Origin of the sequence: Syntrophotalea acetylenivorans, from assembly GCF_001887775.1 — a bacterium.
Lineage (GTDB): Bacteria > Desulfobacterota > Desulfuromonadia > Desulfuromonadales > Syntrophotaleaceae > Syntrophotalea_A > Syntrophotalea_A acetylenivorans.
The window spans coordinates 1,525,077-1,540,580 of the sequence record NZ_CP015519.1; the positions used below are offsets into that span (position 1 = coordinate 1,525,077).

12 protein-coding genes are annotated in these 15,504 nt (G+C 48.9%); 10 read left to right on the top strand and 2 right to left on the bottom strand.

Features of this window, described 5'->3' with window-relative positions:
- Positions 1-3: 3 nt before the first annotated feature.
- The 5 genes from A7E78_RS06935 to A7E78_RS06965 all read left to right on the top strand — a co-directional run bounded on the left by A7E78_RS06935 (position 4) and on the right by A7E78_RS06965 (position 4,500).
- Positions 4-408, top strand: a complete 405-nt coding sequence (locus A7E78_RS06935; protein ID WP_083552849.1) for a DUF4010 domain-containing protein — start codon at positions 4-6, stop codon at positions 406-408.
- Positions 409-753: 345 nt separating this feature from the next.
- Entirely contained in the window at positions 754-1,560 is an 807-nt protein-coding gene (locus A7E78_RS15130) for a Flp family type IVb pilin (RefSeq protein WP_162493598.1), read from the top strand.
- Positions 1,557-1,913, top strand: a complete 357-nt coding sequence (locus tag A7E78_RS14935) for a hypothetical protein (protein ID WP_145924858.1) — start codon at positions 1,557-1,559, stop codon at positions 1,911-1,913. The genes A7E78_RS15130 and A7E78_RS14935 overlap by 4 nt, the downstream gene beginning before the upstream one ends.
- A gap of 261 nt (positions 1,914-2,174) precedes the next feature.
- Positions 2,175-2,393 carry a dodecin gene (locus A7E78_RS06955; RefSeq protein ID WP_072283543.1) on the top strand — a complete coding sequence of 73 codons (219 nt, stop codon included), beginning with the start codon at positions 2,175-2,177 and terminating at the stop codon, positions 2,391-2,393.
- A gap of 667 nt (positions 2,394-3,060) precedes the next feature.
- On the top strand, positions 3,061-4,500 hold the full coding sequence (locus tag A7E78_RS06965) for a flavodoxin family protein (RefSeq protein WP_072283545.1): 1,440 nt from the start codon (positions 3,061-3,063) through the stop codon (positions 4,498-4,500).
- A 376-nt stretch (positions 4,501-4,876) separates the two neighbouring features.
- On the opposite strand, the gene A7E78_RS06970 is transcribed toward A7E78_RS06965, so the two are convergent.
- Together A7E78_RS06970 and A7E78_RS14810 are read right to left on the bottom strand one after the other, a co-directional pair.
- Positions 4,877-5,326: a hypothetical protein gene (locus A7E78_RS06970; RefSeq protein ID WP_072283546.1), complete on the bottom strand. Its 450-nt coding sequence runs from the start codon at positions 5,324-5,326 to the stop codon at positions 4,877-4,879.
- Positions 5,327-5,780: 454 nt separating this feature from the next.
- Complete coding sequence (locus A7E78_RS14810) at positions 5,781-6,461, bottom strand: rhodanese-like domain-containing protein (RefSeq protein WP_083552854.1); 681 nt, start codon at positions 6,459-6,461, stop codon at positions 5,781-5,783.
- A 620-nt stretch (positions 6,462-7,081) separates the two neighbouring features.
- Between A7E78_RS14810 and A7E78_RS06980 the strand changes: the two genes are divergently transcribed.
- The 5 genes from A7E78_RS06980 (at position 7,082) to A7E78_RS06995 (ending at position 15,491) form a co-directional block, all read left to right on the top strand.
- Entirely contained in the window at positions 7,082-8,080 is a 999-nt protein-coding gene (locus A7E78_RS06980; protein WP_072283547.1) for a cache domain-containing protein, read from the top strand.
- Positions 8,081-8,094: 14 nt separating this feature from the next.
- A complete protein-coding gene (locus A7E78_RS06985; RefSeq protein ID WP_072283548.1) occupies positions 8,095-10,818 on the top strand; it encodes a hybrid sensor histidine kinase/response regulator in 2,724 nt (907 codons plus the stop codon).
- A gap of 1,011 nt (positions 10,819-11,829) precedes the next feature.
- Complete coding sequence (locus tag A7E78_RS06990) at positions 11,830-12,234, top strand: response regulator (RefSeq protein ID WP_072283549.1); 405 nt, start codon at positions 11,830-11,832, stop codon at positions 12,232-12,234.
- 673 nt (positions 12,235-12,907) lie between these two features.
- On the top strand, positions 12,908-13,063 hold the full coding sequence (locus A7E78_RS15180) for a hypothetical protein (protein ID WP_201258048.1): 156 nt from the start codon (positions 12,908-12,910) through the stop codon (positions 13,061-13,063).
- A gap of 238 nt (positions 13,064-13,301) precedes the next feature.
- Entirely contained in the window at positions 13,302-15,491 is a 2,190-nt protein-coding gene (locus A7E78_RS06995; protein ID WP_072283550.1) for a PocR ligand-binding domain-containing protein, read from the top strand.
- Positions 15,492-15,504 lie beyond the last annotated feature (13 nt).

Below are 15,504 nucleotides of genomic sequence, written 5' to 3' on the forward strand. Positions count from 1 at the left end.
TCTATTTTAGGACGTGACAGGCGAAAAACCCCCCGCAACGATGGGCCGGCACCAGACACCAAGAACCCTGTGGAACTGCCTCAGGCCCTGTTTTTCGGTCTGCTCTACGCCGCGGTCATCCTCGCCGTTTCCGCAGCGAAAGATTATTTAGGCGACCGCGGAGTCTATATCGTCGCTCTGATTTCCGGCCTGACCGATGTCGATGCCATCACCCTGTCCAATGCGCGCCTGGTTCAACAGGGGGTATTGGGAGCATCCCAAGCCCACATCAGCATCCTCATCGCCCTCGTCTCCAACCTCTGCTTCAAGCTCGGCCTGGTCGGATTTTTCAGCACCCGACAGATGTTCCGCTGGACCCTGTGCTGTTTCGTCTGCCTTGCCCTTCCCGCCCTGCTGATTCTCATCTAGAAACATCATAAAGGTAATAACTTTCCCGCATGGGTACAGCTCCCTTGTGAGCTGCTGCTTCCTTAGAAAAACCGGCTGTTTGCGGCAGACAGCATAGCCTTAACAACATCCCTTTTGAGCTTTTGCAGGATTGTTTCCGCCAGATTGATTTGATGAAACATTAAACCTCTATTTTCGCTTTTCCACACACGACTCCGTTCGACCTTTCCTGATACCTTCTCGTATCCAACCCTCAGAATCAGCCTTGGTCAGGGGAAGAACGTGCTGCTGTGGAATTGTCCCTCCCATCTGGTAGATTTTAGATATGAGCTTGATGTAACTGCAATTTCCCCATGGGAGATATGAATGAAATTTCGATGGAGATCCGAAGAGGGAGCATCAGCAGTTGAATATGCTGTGCTTCTGGCCTTGATAATCTTAGTAGCAATGCTTTCCATTACAAACCTTGGAACCAAGGTATCCAATACCTACGAGCCGTTGGCGAATGCCCTGCCCGGAGATGGGGGAGGTTCTGGAGGTTCTGGAGGTTCTGGAGGTTCTGGAGGTTCTGGAGGTTCTGGCGGTTCTGGCGGTTCTGGCGGTTCCGGTGGTTCCGGTGGTTCCGGTGGTTCCGGTGGTTCCGGTGGTTCCGGTGGTTCCGGTGGTTCGGGTGGTTCGGGTGGTTCGGGTGGTTCCGGTGGTTCCGGTGGTTCGGTGGTTCGGGTGGTTCGGGCGGTTCGGGCGGTTCGGGCGGTTCGGGCGGTTCGGGCGGTTCGGGTGGTTCGGGTGGTTCGGGTGGTTCGGGTGGTTCGGGTGGTTCGGGCGGTTCGGGTGGTTCGGGTGGTTCCGGTGGTTCGGGTGGTTCCGGTGGTTCGGGTGGTTCGGGTGGTTCGGGTGGTTCGGGTGGTTCGGGCGGTTCGGGCGGTTCGGGCGGTTCCGGTGGTTCCGGTGGTTCCGGTGGTTCCGGTGGTTCCGGTGGTTCCGGTGGTTCCGGTGGTTCCGGTGGTTCCGGTGGTTCCGGTGGTTCCGGTGGTTCCGGTGGTTCAGGCGGTGGTTCAGGCGGCGGTTCAGGTGGTAAGCCAACGGCCATTGCTTCCTCCACTTACCAGCAAACGGATACCGTGGATCAGTCTCAAGTCCCGATTCGGTCTTGGGGAGAATATCTGGCAGTGAACATGTGGCTTTCCAATACGGAAAAAGAAGAAAAGGAGGGCCAACAGTTCAATATTCAGGCACCCGCGGCAGACCCGGTCCAACGCACTTTGGCGTTCTGGAGTATGGCCTTTTTTGTCCTGTTCTCCTTTGTAGCCAGCCTACTTGCTCATAGTCTGGTTAAAAGCTATCTCAAGGCGGCCCTTGTTATCGGTTTTGGCTTCGCTTTCGCTAGTCTGGTCGGCTATTGTTTCAGCGCTGTCCTCCCCCCCATTCTTCTCATGGTGGTGGCGGTTGTCGCCAAAGGTTTAGTGGCGTTGCTCATAGCCCTGGTGGTCGGCCTGCCGTTTCTTTATATGCGGCAAAAAGACTGAAAGAACAAAAAACCGAATTGCGCTTTTATTATAAATCACGTTCCCTCCGATCCTGACTGAATTGAAGTTGATTTCGAAATATTTGCTACCAACGCCGGCAATGGCCCGCAAGACGCAACTCAATACTAGATATTAAGTTCACCACGCTGGCTGGTTTTTCCGGGCTCTATACATCTCTTTCAGGCCCGCTTTACAGCAAAGATCAAGGTGCTAAACTCCAAGAGGGTGAAACTTCCACGGATCTTAACAAAGGAGGATGCAATGCCTTACGGAAAGGGCCGGACCTACAAAAAAGTCGAAGTAATTGGGGTATCCAGCGCAGGAATCGAAGAGGCCATTCAACAGGCTGTAACCAAGGCACAGAAATCCTTAGAAAAACTTTCCTGGTTTGAGGTTGAGGAAGTTCGCGGTCATATTGGTGATGACGGCAAAGTCAGTGAGTATCAGGTTATCATCAAGGTTGCCTTTGAGCTGAAGTAGGTGACCATGTTTCGAACATGACCTTCAAAAGGCGTAAATCCGGCAAGTTGCCAGAGCCCAGATTAATCCCCTGGATCGCCTCCATCTTGCTGGATGCGGCTCCTCGTCTTAGTCAGACTCTTACAAGTTGTCAACTCTGGGAAAAGAAAAACCCGCCTGGCAAACCAGTCGGGTTTTTCTGATATATCAGGAATTTCAGTAATCCCACTAGCAACCCTCCTTTTCAGGCGCAAAATAATCCGGAACAACTTGTCATACAGCTTATCCTTGACCTTCGCCATTTATTAATTAGCTACATTGGCTTTGTTTTATTTTTGATGGGTTCTGGAAATATGCCGGCTTGGAAAGGGTCAAGCAAACGCCAATCCAATAGAATTTCATAGTCAGGAAAAAGTCCGGCAGGTAATGTTTCCGTCAGCCGTCAGCATCGGCATTTGCTGTTAAACTTGGTTAACCATACAGTCTGCATAAGCCGAGGCATACTTAATGGCAGAGATGCTTATTTATCTGAAAAGAGGTAATTCCAAGTTTTTTGATTTTCTGGCCATTGTTTTATACAGGTGTAAAATATTAGTTATGCGGCCAAGACAGGAAGAGGCGCATATGAGAGTCGACAAGTAACCTCAGGATTAGTCGAATGTCCTTCAAATGTCAGGAGGATAAGACAATGACGACGAAGAAAATACTCTTTCTATGCGGCAGCCCCCGCCACAAACGAAGCGCCAGCCTGTGTACGGCGAAGTACCTGGCCCGTTTCCTCGATTACGACTACGAATTTGTAGACGTGGTCAAGGCCAGGCTGTCCACCGATCCCAGTAAACCCGAGCCATCCTTCTTAAAGATCGTAGAAAAGATGCAGACGGCCGACGCCATCGTCTGGACCTTCGGCGCATGGCTTTTGTTCGTTCCGGTGCAGATGCAGTATCTTCTCGACAAGCTGTTTACCCAGGGATATGACTTCAGCGGAAAAGTCGCGGCGGCAGTGATGACCTCGGTTCATGTTCACGACGATTTCATCCTCGACCGGGTGCGCTTTGTTAGCGAGCAGTTGGGCTTGGGCTATGTCGGGGATGTGTCTGCCGTGGGCAATCCCTTCTTTGGCTACGAGGACGAGGAAGTGACGGAGGACAGTTGCCGTATTCTGGCCGGACAGCTCAACCACACGCTGGCCGACGGGTACTTGCCCGCCAGACATTATCCGCCGGTTGAGCGCAGGTATCTTTCCTCCACGCACCGGGGTCCAGGATTTACAGTGGACGATCCACCAGTGCCGAAAACCGGCGATAAGACGATCCTGGTCCTCACCGGCAATCGCCTGTCGGAAGACTCGGCCAATGCCTCGGTCATAGAATCTATTCGCCGCTATTCCCGGAACAGCGTTGAGGTGATTGAGCTACAGGACCGTCAGGTTGGCCCCTGCGTAGGATGTTACCTTTGCGACTTTCACGAGGATGGAGTCTGTGTTCTTAAGGACGAATACGAGACGATCAAGCAGCACCTGCACCAGGTTGATGGCATCGTTTTTGTCGGCACCTGTGTCTCCGGGATGGTGGACTGTCACCTGAAGGCTTTTCTCGACCGCTGTTGGGGCTTCGCCCATCGCCCCTCGCTGAAGGGCAAGTATGGCTTCGTAATTGCTACTGGCGGCGGGCCGCTGGAAGCAGAGGCCGCTTGGTACCTGCGGAATGTCCTGAACAAATTCGGCCCGTGTTGCATCGCCGCCCTGACTCAACGCGCGGAAAACGCCCCTATCTTTACCGCCACCGTGCGCCGGACGGTTGAAGACCTGGACCGGGCGCTCGACGAGAAATGGCAGATTGCTGACCGATTTGGCACCCGTGGCGCCACCTGGACGTTCCGCGATTTGGCAGCCACAAGCGGGATGGTACTCCGGGCGGACTACGAGTTCCACAAAGAGCACCGGATGTTTGATGCCCCATCTCCAGGTGGCGTGAACATGCTTATGAGGCTGCTCTTCAGGAGTGAGAAACTGAAACAATTGATGGTGGCGAAGAATCAAGCGCGGATCGCAAAAGCGCGTGGAAAACGCCTGGACGCATACCTTCGACGTGGCCGATTGGGAAAAGGGGAAGAAACTTCAAGCTGATGCCAACGAGAATATGGGTAGGAGGTAGGAGAGCGACTGCATAAACGTTATTTGGGATGTGGCCGCATAAACGTCGCGGCACCTGATTGCACTATCGGCGTGAAATCAGAGGTGCCTTTATGATTAGTGGTGACGTTGGCAAGGAGAGGCTCGGCATATAAGCCGGGCGGCAAGTGAGTTCCATTCCGTTGATACTGTAGAAGAATCCTGACCTAAAAATTACCATCCATCAGACACAAAAATCCCGCCAGGCGAACTTGGCGGGATTTTCCAATATGTCAGGGGGAGCGAGACACTCTTCTAGCCCCATCGATAAGGTGAGCGAGAGAAAATAGTGACCACTTTATGTGGAGCAGTAAAGGTGAAGGCCAGAACCCTAGTCTCGCTCACGGGGAACGAACCTGCCGACGGAGGGGGGACTAAGGAATACCCGTTTGAGGACGATCAGCGAGAGAGGTGCGGTGCGGTTCCAGGGCATCAAGAGCATTAGTCGCGCCAGTGGGCAATAATTCAGGAATAGGTTGGCCGGTAGGCCGACCGTTGTGATGTACATCAGAAAAGTCATGCCGGGAACGTAAGTACCGAGAAAGGTCCATAGCAGATAAGCGAGGCGGACTTGCACTGGGAATGGATCTATGCGGAAGCGGAAAAGCCAAAGAAAAAGAAGAGAGTGAAGGGCGGAGATGATCACCACCCAATGATAAAAAGATTGGTCGAAAAGACCGCCAAGCAGAAGGAGCCAAGTGAACAGCCAAAGCCACCAGATCAGGCGTTTCCGGGTTGATTCGGCTAGATGCTGCCAAGGTGTATCGGTTGCGGTAGTCATGAGTCCTTCCAAAGTAGAGACCAGTAGGTGCGGTGCAATCAGATTCTTGGGCCATTATGGCAAGAATCCATTGCTCAGCCAACCGGAATACAGTTCGTCTGTGTCGGTACATTGTTCCGGTCGACCATTTTCGACCGTACTCTTGGGGGCAGAAGATCCAGGATCCCAGAGTAGGCAGGCCAAACAAGGCGCTCCGTTTAACGCACGTATTCTTTGTCCTGCATGCAAGAGCTCCTGAGACTCATCAACATTTGACCAGATCACGTTTCATTAGCTGTAAGATTATATTCGAGACACTCTGCGCACGATTCAGTAGCCACCCCGCAAGCACGTATTACAGAATCCCGCCCAACTTGGTAGCTGAGAATGGGGAGCAATGAATGATGGAACAAACCGTCAGCACAACTTCGAATGATTTGAGTTTTCCCCATGCTGAGATAACAGTTAAAATGAGCTATCGAACAACCGAATAGCCGCGCCTTGCCCAGTCAGAAATCCCATAACGAAGGTTGTAGATTCTCTTAAAGCCACTTTCAATCAACAAACGTGAGGCAACAGTACTACGATTACCGGTAGCACAGTAAATCAAAATGTCCTGGTTTTTGTACGCTTCCAGTTTCGAAATGTTTTGCTGCAACACCTGCACCGGGAGCAGGTTTGCGCCCTGAAGATAACCCCGCCTAAACTCTCCCGGGGTTCTAACATCCAGAACCAGTGGGTTGGTGTTCTGCAAAAGCCTAAATGTCTGCTCGGCGCTCAACTCCGTGTAGGACGCAGCAGTGTATTCTATAACCTTTATAGTGCCGTTGACTTTTCCTGCCGAGACGCTATAACTACCAGCATTTTTCATCTTTATGTACGCCCGCTCCCCTTCTTTGGCTGGAAAGGTCTTCATAAGATTCAGCGCGGGTATTTCTATAGTAAAGCGGTCAAAGCCGCTGATCGATGGTTGGATGTAATCGCCGCGATAAATCACAAAATCATTCTCTTGTCCCGGCACAAGTGTCAACAAACGAAGACCGTTAACAACCTTGCCGGAAATTTGCGGGTTACTGTCCACCTGAGCAACCCCACTTGCCACAATAAAACAGCCCAGCAACGCTACAAACAACAGGCTGATGTATTTTCGTTTCATAGTCGTCTCCTAAGGAAATCAATTATCTACGGGAGCTATTGTATGTTTTTTATGCTAAGCATTTAAGACACCAACATACATATGAAAAACACAATATATGCAAAGCGGAATGTCTGCAACATAATAACTCTTCGTTAGCGCTTTTTATATCTGTCATAAATCAAGTGTTAGAGTTGCTGACCTCCTCCCAGACACCAAAAGCCCTCGATCTCCAGACCGGGGGCTTTTCTCATAGGCCAGGACATGTAGGGGCCTTTCACCTATTCCCCCAGAAGCAGCTTTAGACCAACCAAGACAACATTGAGGACACAATACGCTTTTTTCATATGCCTTGGTTTGACAAGCGCTGCTATCATACAGGGTCATTTTTGTATTGTAGCGATGTCATTCCAAAAGGCTGCTAAATATCAAATAGATCAACGGCCAGCTCAATGTTAATAGCTGGCCGTTCTTACCATGCAGGGAGAACACCACTTCCTTGACTTTCCCTGATGTCTTTTCCACAATGCCCTTTCCGAATGAGAGTTATTAGCCTCACCCGTAAAATGGAAGCGGGTGGTTTGGTAATTTGAAAATATTCAGTCTCCCTCTCAACATGATGTCTTTCCAATGGGGCAACTATGGTACCACTACAAAAAGTTATACACATAACATGTGCTTGCCTGCTGCTATCTTTTGTATTTACAGGCTGCCAAAGCGGGGCAGACACGCGCCGAGAAAAATTACGCGTTACGGCCGGAGCCATCAGCAATATCTTTATAGGTGCCCGGGAGACGGCGCATTCCTTGCGAGATAGTGCCGCCAAAATCTATAGTCAGCCGCTTCCTGAGCCTAGCCAGGAACATTTATCTAAATACGCTTTTTTCGAAAAAACATCCTATTATAAAAAGAAGGACGACGGTTTTTGCGGCATGTGGGCCTCAGGCTTCATTCCAATAGAGGAAAAGCAACAGGCCCGCATTCTTGCGTTGGAAAGCCTGGAGCCGGAGATAAAAAAATCCGTCACGGAAAATGAATTTATTGATCAGGCTTATGTACTTACTCGCGAACATATTTCTATTTACTACCCCTTCTTCAATCCGGTGGCGTATTTTGAGCCCAAGCTCGACTTTTATAAGGCGTTCAAACCGTTCTATGAACCCAGCCCCAAATATAACCCAACCCGCAAAGCTGTGTGGGTCAAGCCATATATCGATGCCACCGGAAAAGGCTACATTGTTTCCGTATCAGCCCCCATTTATAAAAATGATAGCTTTGAAGGGACCGCAGGTTGTGACATCCGAGTCAAGCCAATTGGCGAGAAACTTCTCTCTTCCGAACGCAATATGATGATTGTTACCGATGAAACCCTGGTTGTTGCAAGTACTCCAAGATGTAATAAACTGCTAAACTTCAAAGGTCTTGGAAAGTATTACTACCTTCAAAATATCACTGAAGATGTTTCTGCCCCAGACCGGTTCAAGCTCAGCCATTCCGGTAGTCCATCTGTAAAGACAATGGCCAGGCGCTTACTCGCTGAATCCGAGTTCACCATTTCGCTACACAACCGAAATTACACTGTTATTCGCGAACGCATCGACATTCCCGGTTGGTTCCTTGTGGAAATAATACCTCAATAAGGTTTTCTTCAAGCATGAGACTGAAAACACAACTTCTCGTCTGGTTTGGTATTCTCGTCCTGCTCTTTATTATGATCGGGGCAATGAACCTGCTCTTTTTCCGTAACTCTACCAGCACTGTTGAAGATCTTTCCCGTACCCGATTTGAGGTGGACAAACAGATACAGCGCGCCACATTGATCATTGGAGAAATCCACACCGATGTGCTGGAATCCATGGTCTTAGGTGGGCCAGATCGTGAGGCGCGGCTTGCCGAACTGGACGCCCAGGCCCTACAATTCTACGGCCTTATGGACCAACTCTCTGTCGCCCTCGCAAACAGGGATGAAACGTTACGGACCCTGTTCAATGCATTTCAGGCATACTATCTGGTAGGCAAGCGGGTACTTCGCAAAACTGGCGCAGAACGACTCGCAGCGGGGGAAGATACCATGCGTGTTTTCATGCGCCAAAAAGAAGAACTAGCTCTTACCCTGAATCAAGCTTATACGACCTATGAATCGGATTTTGATGAATGCATTCTTGAAACACACGACAGCATCGTCGACCTTGCCCAAAAGTCAGCCCTGCTGATAACTTTTGCTATCCTGCTTTCCATAATTGTCACCTTCACCATCTTGAAAAAATTCAGAAATCCTCTTATGAGCTTGATGCAGGCCGTTGAAAACCTGAAGGCCGGTGAACTCGGAGCCCGTGCAGTCATATATGCAAAAGATGAAATCGGCGCTTTGGCTCTTGCGTTTAACGACATGGCGGATCGTTTGCATCAGCGAGACCAGCAGTTGCGTTCTTCTGAGAAAAAGTTTCGGAGCATCTTCGAAAATGCTACCGACGGCATCTTCCAGTCAACCCCTGAGGGCAAAATCATTCTTGTAAACAGAGCGTTGGCGAAAATGTTGGGTTTTATGTCGCCGGAGGACTTTTTACAGGAGTCGGAAAACGTTGTTAATTACTATGCGGTGCCGTCAGAACGTTCTCGCCTTCTGGCACGGTTGCAGAAAGATGGACGAGTCAGCGTCGATACGGATTTGATCCGGCAAGACGGATCAACTATCCACGTTGCTCTAAAATGTCATGCAATCTATGCTGAGAATGGCGAAATTGCCTATATGGAAGGAATGATTGTCGACCTTTCCCATATTGAAGAGGCTCGCCGCCTGACTTTGGCCAAGGAATCGGCGGAAGCTGCAAGTTCGGCAAAAAGTGAATTTCTGGCCAACATGAGTCATGAAATTCGCACGCCCCTCACCGTAATCCAAGGTATGAGCGACCTCTTGTGCGACACCAAACCGACCCTGGAACAGCAACATTTCATTCAGGCGCTCCAGGCTTCCAGTAGCCATCTCATTACCATCGTCAATTCCATACTGGACTTAACAAAAGTGGAGGAAGGTTGCATCGAGTTGGAATCCATCCCATTCGACCTTTCAGAGCTCATCCAAAAAGTCTGCAAGGGCTTTGCGACCCTCGCCCATGAAAAAGGCCTGGAATTGATCGCTACGATACACCCTGAAGTACCGCTATCACTTAAAGGCGACCCCACACGTTTGGGGCAGGTGCTGTACAACCTTGTCGGCAATGCCATTAAGTTTACCAACGAAGGACACGTCATACTGACGGTGGAGGTTCTCACCTCCGCCACCACCCTCTCTGTCCCCGGTCGACCCACTCTTTGTTTCACTGTGAAAGATACCGGCATTGGAATAGCGCAAGAAAAACTGGATTTGATTTTTGATAGTTTCTCGCAAGCCGACACATCCACGACGCGTGAGTATGGTGGTACCGGTCTGGGTCTGACCATCGCACGACGATTCGTCCAACTTATGGGTGGCACTATTACCGTGGATAGTGCTGCAGGCCGGGGAACGTCCTTTTTGGTTACCGTTTCGCTTGAGGCCCCAGTTTCCCAAGAGCCCTCCGCTCATCCACTTGGCCGGGCTTTGGTGCTAGAACCTTGCCAGATGGCGGCGGAATCACTCGCCATCACATTAAGCGGCCAGAGGTTTACACCTATAATAGCCAACGATATTGAGCAGGCGGTTGCATTGATCCAGCAGACAAAGGATTCCAGTCCTTTCAATTTAGCACTGGTTGGCGGGCCGGACTGGAAGGAATCGGTTTGCCAAATCTCCAACGTCATGGGTCGCATGTCCCTTTACGCGTTGGTAACGACCAGCGACCTTCAGACAAGCCAGGAGATGGTCAATTCCTCCGGTATATCCGGCTTTTTGACCAAGCCTGTCTTGCCATGTGATATCCGCAACTTGGTTTCGCAAGATATCCGGTGTAACACAAGTGCCGCAGAATCTGAAAAAGATGCAGACCCAGTGGGTGAATCAGAATCAAGACACCTCCATATCCTGCTCGTCGAAGATGATAAGAGCATCCGTAAGATCATCGAAATCTATCTGCGTGTCCCTCAGTGCACCCTGGAAATAGCCGAAAACGGTGCTGAAGCTGTCGAAAGATTCAAGATCGAGATTTTCGATCTTGTTATCATGGATATTCAAATGCCTGTCATGGATGGCTTCCAGGCCGCTAAGGGAATGAGGGACTTTGAAAACAACACCCAGCGTCCGGTAACACCAATCATCGCCCTTACCGCCAATGCCTTCGATGAAGATCGCGAGAAATGCCTTGCCTCTGGATTTACAAGTTATCTGCCCAAGCCTATACAGCGAGATCGTCTGTTGAGCATTGTTCGTGAATTGGCCGAAAAGAGTTCACACTATAAATAAAAACAAGCATCACATTCCAATAAGTCACCACCCATCAAACACTCAAATCTCTCGATCACCTAGCAGGGGGTTTTTCTGATATATCAGGGCTTGTGAGAAGCTCAAATCTTAACCACATCTGACCCATAGAATAATCCAGTCCAATATGTTGAACACTTTTTTCCTTCTGAGAGTTGCAGGCTAGATTCCTGGTGGCAATTCCGCAGCCGATATCGACATTACCACCCCAGACCTATCTGCCAGCCCCAAACTCAACAATTAAAACAGAAAAAGGCACCTCCAAAAATAAAGATGACTTCCCTAACTGTCATCGTCGTGAAAAAGCTGTGTACTGGGTCAGACTAGACGATAACGTCTAAATGGTGTGCTGCGCTGGGAAGCTCCGAAGGATTTGAAGAGAGATTTTTCCTGCCGGCACTTTCTGTTTTTACCTGTAGCAACGTGTAAGGCCCGTCGCTTATAGCCCGGGCCTTTTTTCAATAATATGGAATCTAACCGTTCACCAGTTTTTCCGGAGGTTTTCAACCACCAGAATATTTGAATGTAGTTCTATGTGATCTGCATCTGTTTCGATAGGCTACCTCCTTTCACAAGGGGGCTTCCTCCCCCTCATCTTTATTATACGCTCATGGCGCTGAAATTACATCCGGCGGTCGGTTTTGCAAGTTCCGGGAACACCAACACTCTGGAGACGAGAATCTGAACTCATGCAGTCTTGCGATCTAGCATTGCTCAGACCCTGAAATAGCCCGGCCAGGAAATCCTGGCGAGCTATTTTTTAATGACGATAACTACTCTGGAATTGAGGCACAAAGGATTTTGGGAGGAAACATAGATAGGCGTCGCGAGTCTAGAGCTTGGACGACAGATAAGTTGTTAAATACGCAACCTATTGTTCCGTAAATTTTGGAATTTTTTGTTTTCACTCCAATGCAACAATTTGAATATTGTTTACACTTCAGTTAAGTACCCAAAAAACAGAGACTTGCAAGGGTTAATGCTGGAGGTTTCATGAAGAAAAAAGCTGTTGTTGTCGATGATGATGATTATTGTAGATATAGTCTCTCTTCATTTTTACGGAAAAACGGTTATGAAGTGACTTGTTTTGATTCAGGGATTTACTGCGAACTTCATAAGGGTTCGCAATCGATGTGCTCTAAAGAGGAACCTTGTGGCCACTTTTTTCTAACAGACAACCGAATGCCTGGCATAGATGGTTTAATGCTGATTGCACGTCAAAATAATGGTGCATGCAAGGTGCCCATTGAAATGAAGGCTGTGCTTTCAGGTGCTTTTACTACTGATGAATTAGCTCAAGCCGAGAAGCTTGGCTGCAAAATCTTTCAAAAGCCCTATGATTTTGATGAGATCTCCAAGTGGCTTGATCAACAAGAAGAGATTATTCCACCCGATTGAACGTTTGCCAGGATCCACTTTGACGGAAAGAATCCTATTGCATCATTGATGGGCCAAGCTTGGTCCTTTAATTTTTTAGGCTATGCTAATCACCCCTGATACGTCACTAGTTCTGAAGCAAAGAACCCCGTCCTGATCGCCAGACGGGGTTTCCTCATATTGTAGGGCATATCGGTGTGACGGAAAGTCGGTCCCTCGAAATCGAGGAGATTCAATACCACAACAAATTGGACAATCCAAGCCTCGACAGGATCGGCTTCTCACCGCCTGTCGTCACTTTTTTGGCGACCCCGCTCATGTGGCGCCATTTTTATGGCGAAGCTCTATACATCCATGGCATTCAAGACTTTAAACGGGCGACAAATAGAACACTTTTATATCTTTAGGAAGTCATTAATTTTTAAAAACCGATATTCTCTTTACACGAACCCCAAATTTTCCAACAACGAACCGTCAGTAAAATGGCGGCCATGTAAAAAACGAGCTTCGTGCTTCACCTCTCTACGTCCCCTCTATTCTTCCTAAAAGCTTGATAAAACACACAAATTTCCAAAACAAACTATTTAAAGACTGGAAGTTCCTTTTGGCACACATGATGAAAGTACACTTGATAATAAGTGCTTAAAACCATCGCTTTCAATGATTATTATCGCAACCATGGAGGACTAAACAAATGAAATGCCCCAAGTGCAAAGGGAAAATGCATGCAGAAAAACTCTATGACTTTGTTCGCGCCTTCGACGCCTGGAAATGCTTTTGTTGCGGCGAGATAATCGATTCGACCATAGTTTCCAATCGTGCCCGTAATGCCAGCCTTCATTTGGGATAGGTCTTTTTCTCCGTCCTTATTCTCCGCCACTTTCCCTCAGAGGCAATAGAAAGCCCCGGTATCTAACCGGGGCTTTCTATTGCTGATTCGTGTGGATTTTCAGAATTTAAGAGAACATCTCCTAGTGCTCTTGCAAAACAATGGGACTTGGTTAGTTTTTGAAAAACAACATAAAAAACAAAGTTTAGAGGGGTTCCGAATTTTGAGAACCAGGCAACTGAGTTCTCGTCCCTTTTGATTGAATCTGAATGATGCGGACCTTTACAGTCCGTTTATCAAGGGTTTCATTTTTTTAATGACTGTAGAACATTCTAAAAACACCGGCGACAATCCGGATTTTTCTACTATGCAGAACATGGATAGCTCCCGCTTACAGCGTATTCTAGCATTGACTCCTGTAGTTACTTATACCTGTCGGCCAGATGGAAATTATAGGGCCACATTCGTCAGCGAAAATATTAGAACAATACTCGGGTACGAATCTTCAGAATTCATAGCGGATTCGGGGTTCTGGCCCAGCAAAATTCATCCCGATGACAGAGTCAGGGTCTTTGAAAATCTTCCCGAGCTTTACCAGACAGGAAATTCTGTTCACGAATACCGCTTCCTGCATAAAGACGGAACGTACCGCTGGATGCGCGACGAATTGAAGCTATTGAAAGATCAAGATGGGAAGCCGCTTGAAATTGTTGGCAGCTTGCTGGATATCTCTGACCGCAAGGCGTTGGAAGATAACCTGCGTGATAGTCAAAACCATCTTTTAGAGGCCCAAAAGATAGCCCACCTGGGAAGCTGGAACTGGGATATTTTAAGTGATGAAATCCTTTGGTCTGCTGAAGTCTATCGCATTTTCGGTGTCGATTCCCAAACGTTCAGTCCTGCCTACAAATCCTTTCTGGATTTCGTCCATCCTGAGGACCGTGAGTGCGTCGATGAAGCGGTACAACGTGCGATAAAAGAAAGATCCCCCTACACTATTGATCATCGCATCGTACGACCGGACGGAAGTATCCGCCATGTTCATGAGCAGGGCCGGGTAACCTACCACCAGGACGGCAAGCCTGTGTCCATGGTGGGAACGGTCTTGGATATCACCGACCGCCAACGGGCCGAGGCTATCATCCAGGGGCGACTCGATTCCTTGACTCGGCCTGAGGCCGATACCGTTGGACTGTCCTTTGAAGATCTGTTCGACCTGGATCAGATTCAAAAAATTCAAGATGCTTTCGCCAAAGCCACGGGAGTCGCCGCCCTTATCACCGATACCAACGGCCGCCCCATCACGAAACCCAGTAACTTTTGCCGTCTTTGCAGGGATATTATCCGCAAAACCGAGAAGGGCCTGACGAACTGCATGCATTCGGATGCTGCCTTGGGACGGGGCACCCTTGACGGCCCGATTATCCAGCCCTGTTTAAGTGGCGGTCTTTGGGACGGAGGGGCCAGCATCATGGTGGGCGACAAGCATATCGCCAACTGGCTGATCGGACAAGTACGGAACGAACAGCAGGATGATGAAAAGATGATGGCATATGCTCGTGAAATTGGAGCGAACGAGGAGGCGTTTCGGGCAGCGCTGGCCGAAGTCAACGTCATGTCGCAGGAGAAATTCAGCCAAATATGCCAAGCCCTGTTCCTTATGGCAAAGCAAATGTCCACATTAGCGTATCAGAATGCGCAGCAAGCACGTGCCATCCATGGCCGGGACAAGATCGAAGAAGCTTTGCGGGAGAATGATCGAATCAAAAGCGAGTTTGTCAAGACGGTAGCACATGAATTCAGGACGCCACTAACCGCGATTAAGGGATTTTCGGAATTATTGCTGTCGAACAACCAATTATCTCAAGAGGAACAGGAGCAGTCTCTTCGTTACATTTACGAAAGGTCCTTCTTCTTGAGTGATATGGTAGCTGACATGCTTGATATCGCCCGCATCGAATCCGGAGCGGCGCTTTCACTAAAAAAGTCGCTCTGCTCGGTCACAGAAATATTTCGACAGATAGAGCCTTTCCTTAAGGCCCAGACCTCCCACCACCGTCTTGATGTCACCCTTGCTGCTGAAAACACCTTGCTGAATGTTGATCAAGCAAAGATCGGTCAGGTCTTGGAAAATCTGCTTAGCAATGCGGTCAAATTTTCACCCGCCGACAGTCTGATTCAAATCAAAGGGGCTATTATTGAAAAGAGTTATCAGATTTCCGTGGCCGATCAGGGGATTGGGATGACTCCGGAACAGATGGAAAAGGTCTTCGACAAATTCTACCGAGCCGATGCCTCCGATACGGCTGTCTCCGGCATTGGGCTGGGCATGAGCATTGTCAGGAATATTGTCGAGGCACATGGCGGAAGTATCTGGGTGGAAAGTGAATTAGACCGTGGAACGACGGTCAATTTTACCATTTCCCTGGACTATGGAAATGGTAAATAGTCATAAAGAAGGT

Bases quoted from the DNA above. Each gene is read 5' to 3' on its own strand.
- A7E78_RS15130 (WP_162493598.1), top strand. From the start codon at position 754: ATGAAATTTCGATGGAGATCCGAAGAGGGAGCATCAGCAGTTGAATAT.
- A7E78_RS06955 (WP_072283543.1), top strand. From the start codon at position 2,175: ATGCCTTACGGAAAGGGCCGGACCTACAAAAAAGTCGAAGTAATTGGG.
- A7E78_RS06965 (WP_072283545.1), top strand. From the start codon at position 3,061: ATGACGACGAAGAAAATACTCTTTCTATGCGGCAGCCCCCGCCACAAA.
- A7E78_RS06970 (WP_072283546.1), bottom strand. From the start codon at position 5,326: ATGACTACCGCAACCGATACACCTTGGCAGCATCTAGCCGAATCAACC.
- A7E78_RS14810 (WP_083552854.1), bottom strand. From the start codon at position 6,461: ATGAAACGAAAATACATCAGCCTGTTGTTTGTAGCGTTGCTGGGCTGT.
- A7E78_RS06980 (WP_072283547.1), top strand. From the start codon at position 7,082: ATGGTACCACTACAAAAAGTTATACACATAACATGTGCTTGCCTGCTG.
- A7E78_RS06985 (WP_072283548.1), top strand. From the start codon at position 8,095: ATGAGACTGAAAACACAACTTCTCGTCTGGTTTGGTATTCTCGTCCTG.
- A7E78_RS06990 (WP_072283549.1), top strand. From the start codon at position 11,830: ATGAAGAAAAAAGCTGTTGTTGTCGATGATGATGATTATTGTAGATAT.
- A7E78_RS15180 (WP_201258048.1), top strand. From the start codon at position 12,908: ATGAAATGCCCCAAGTGCAAAGGGAAAATGCATGCAGAAAAACTCTAT.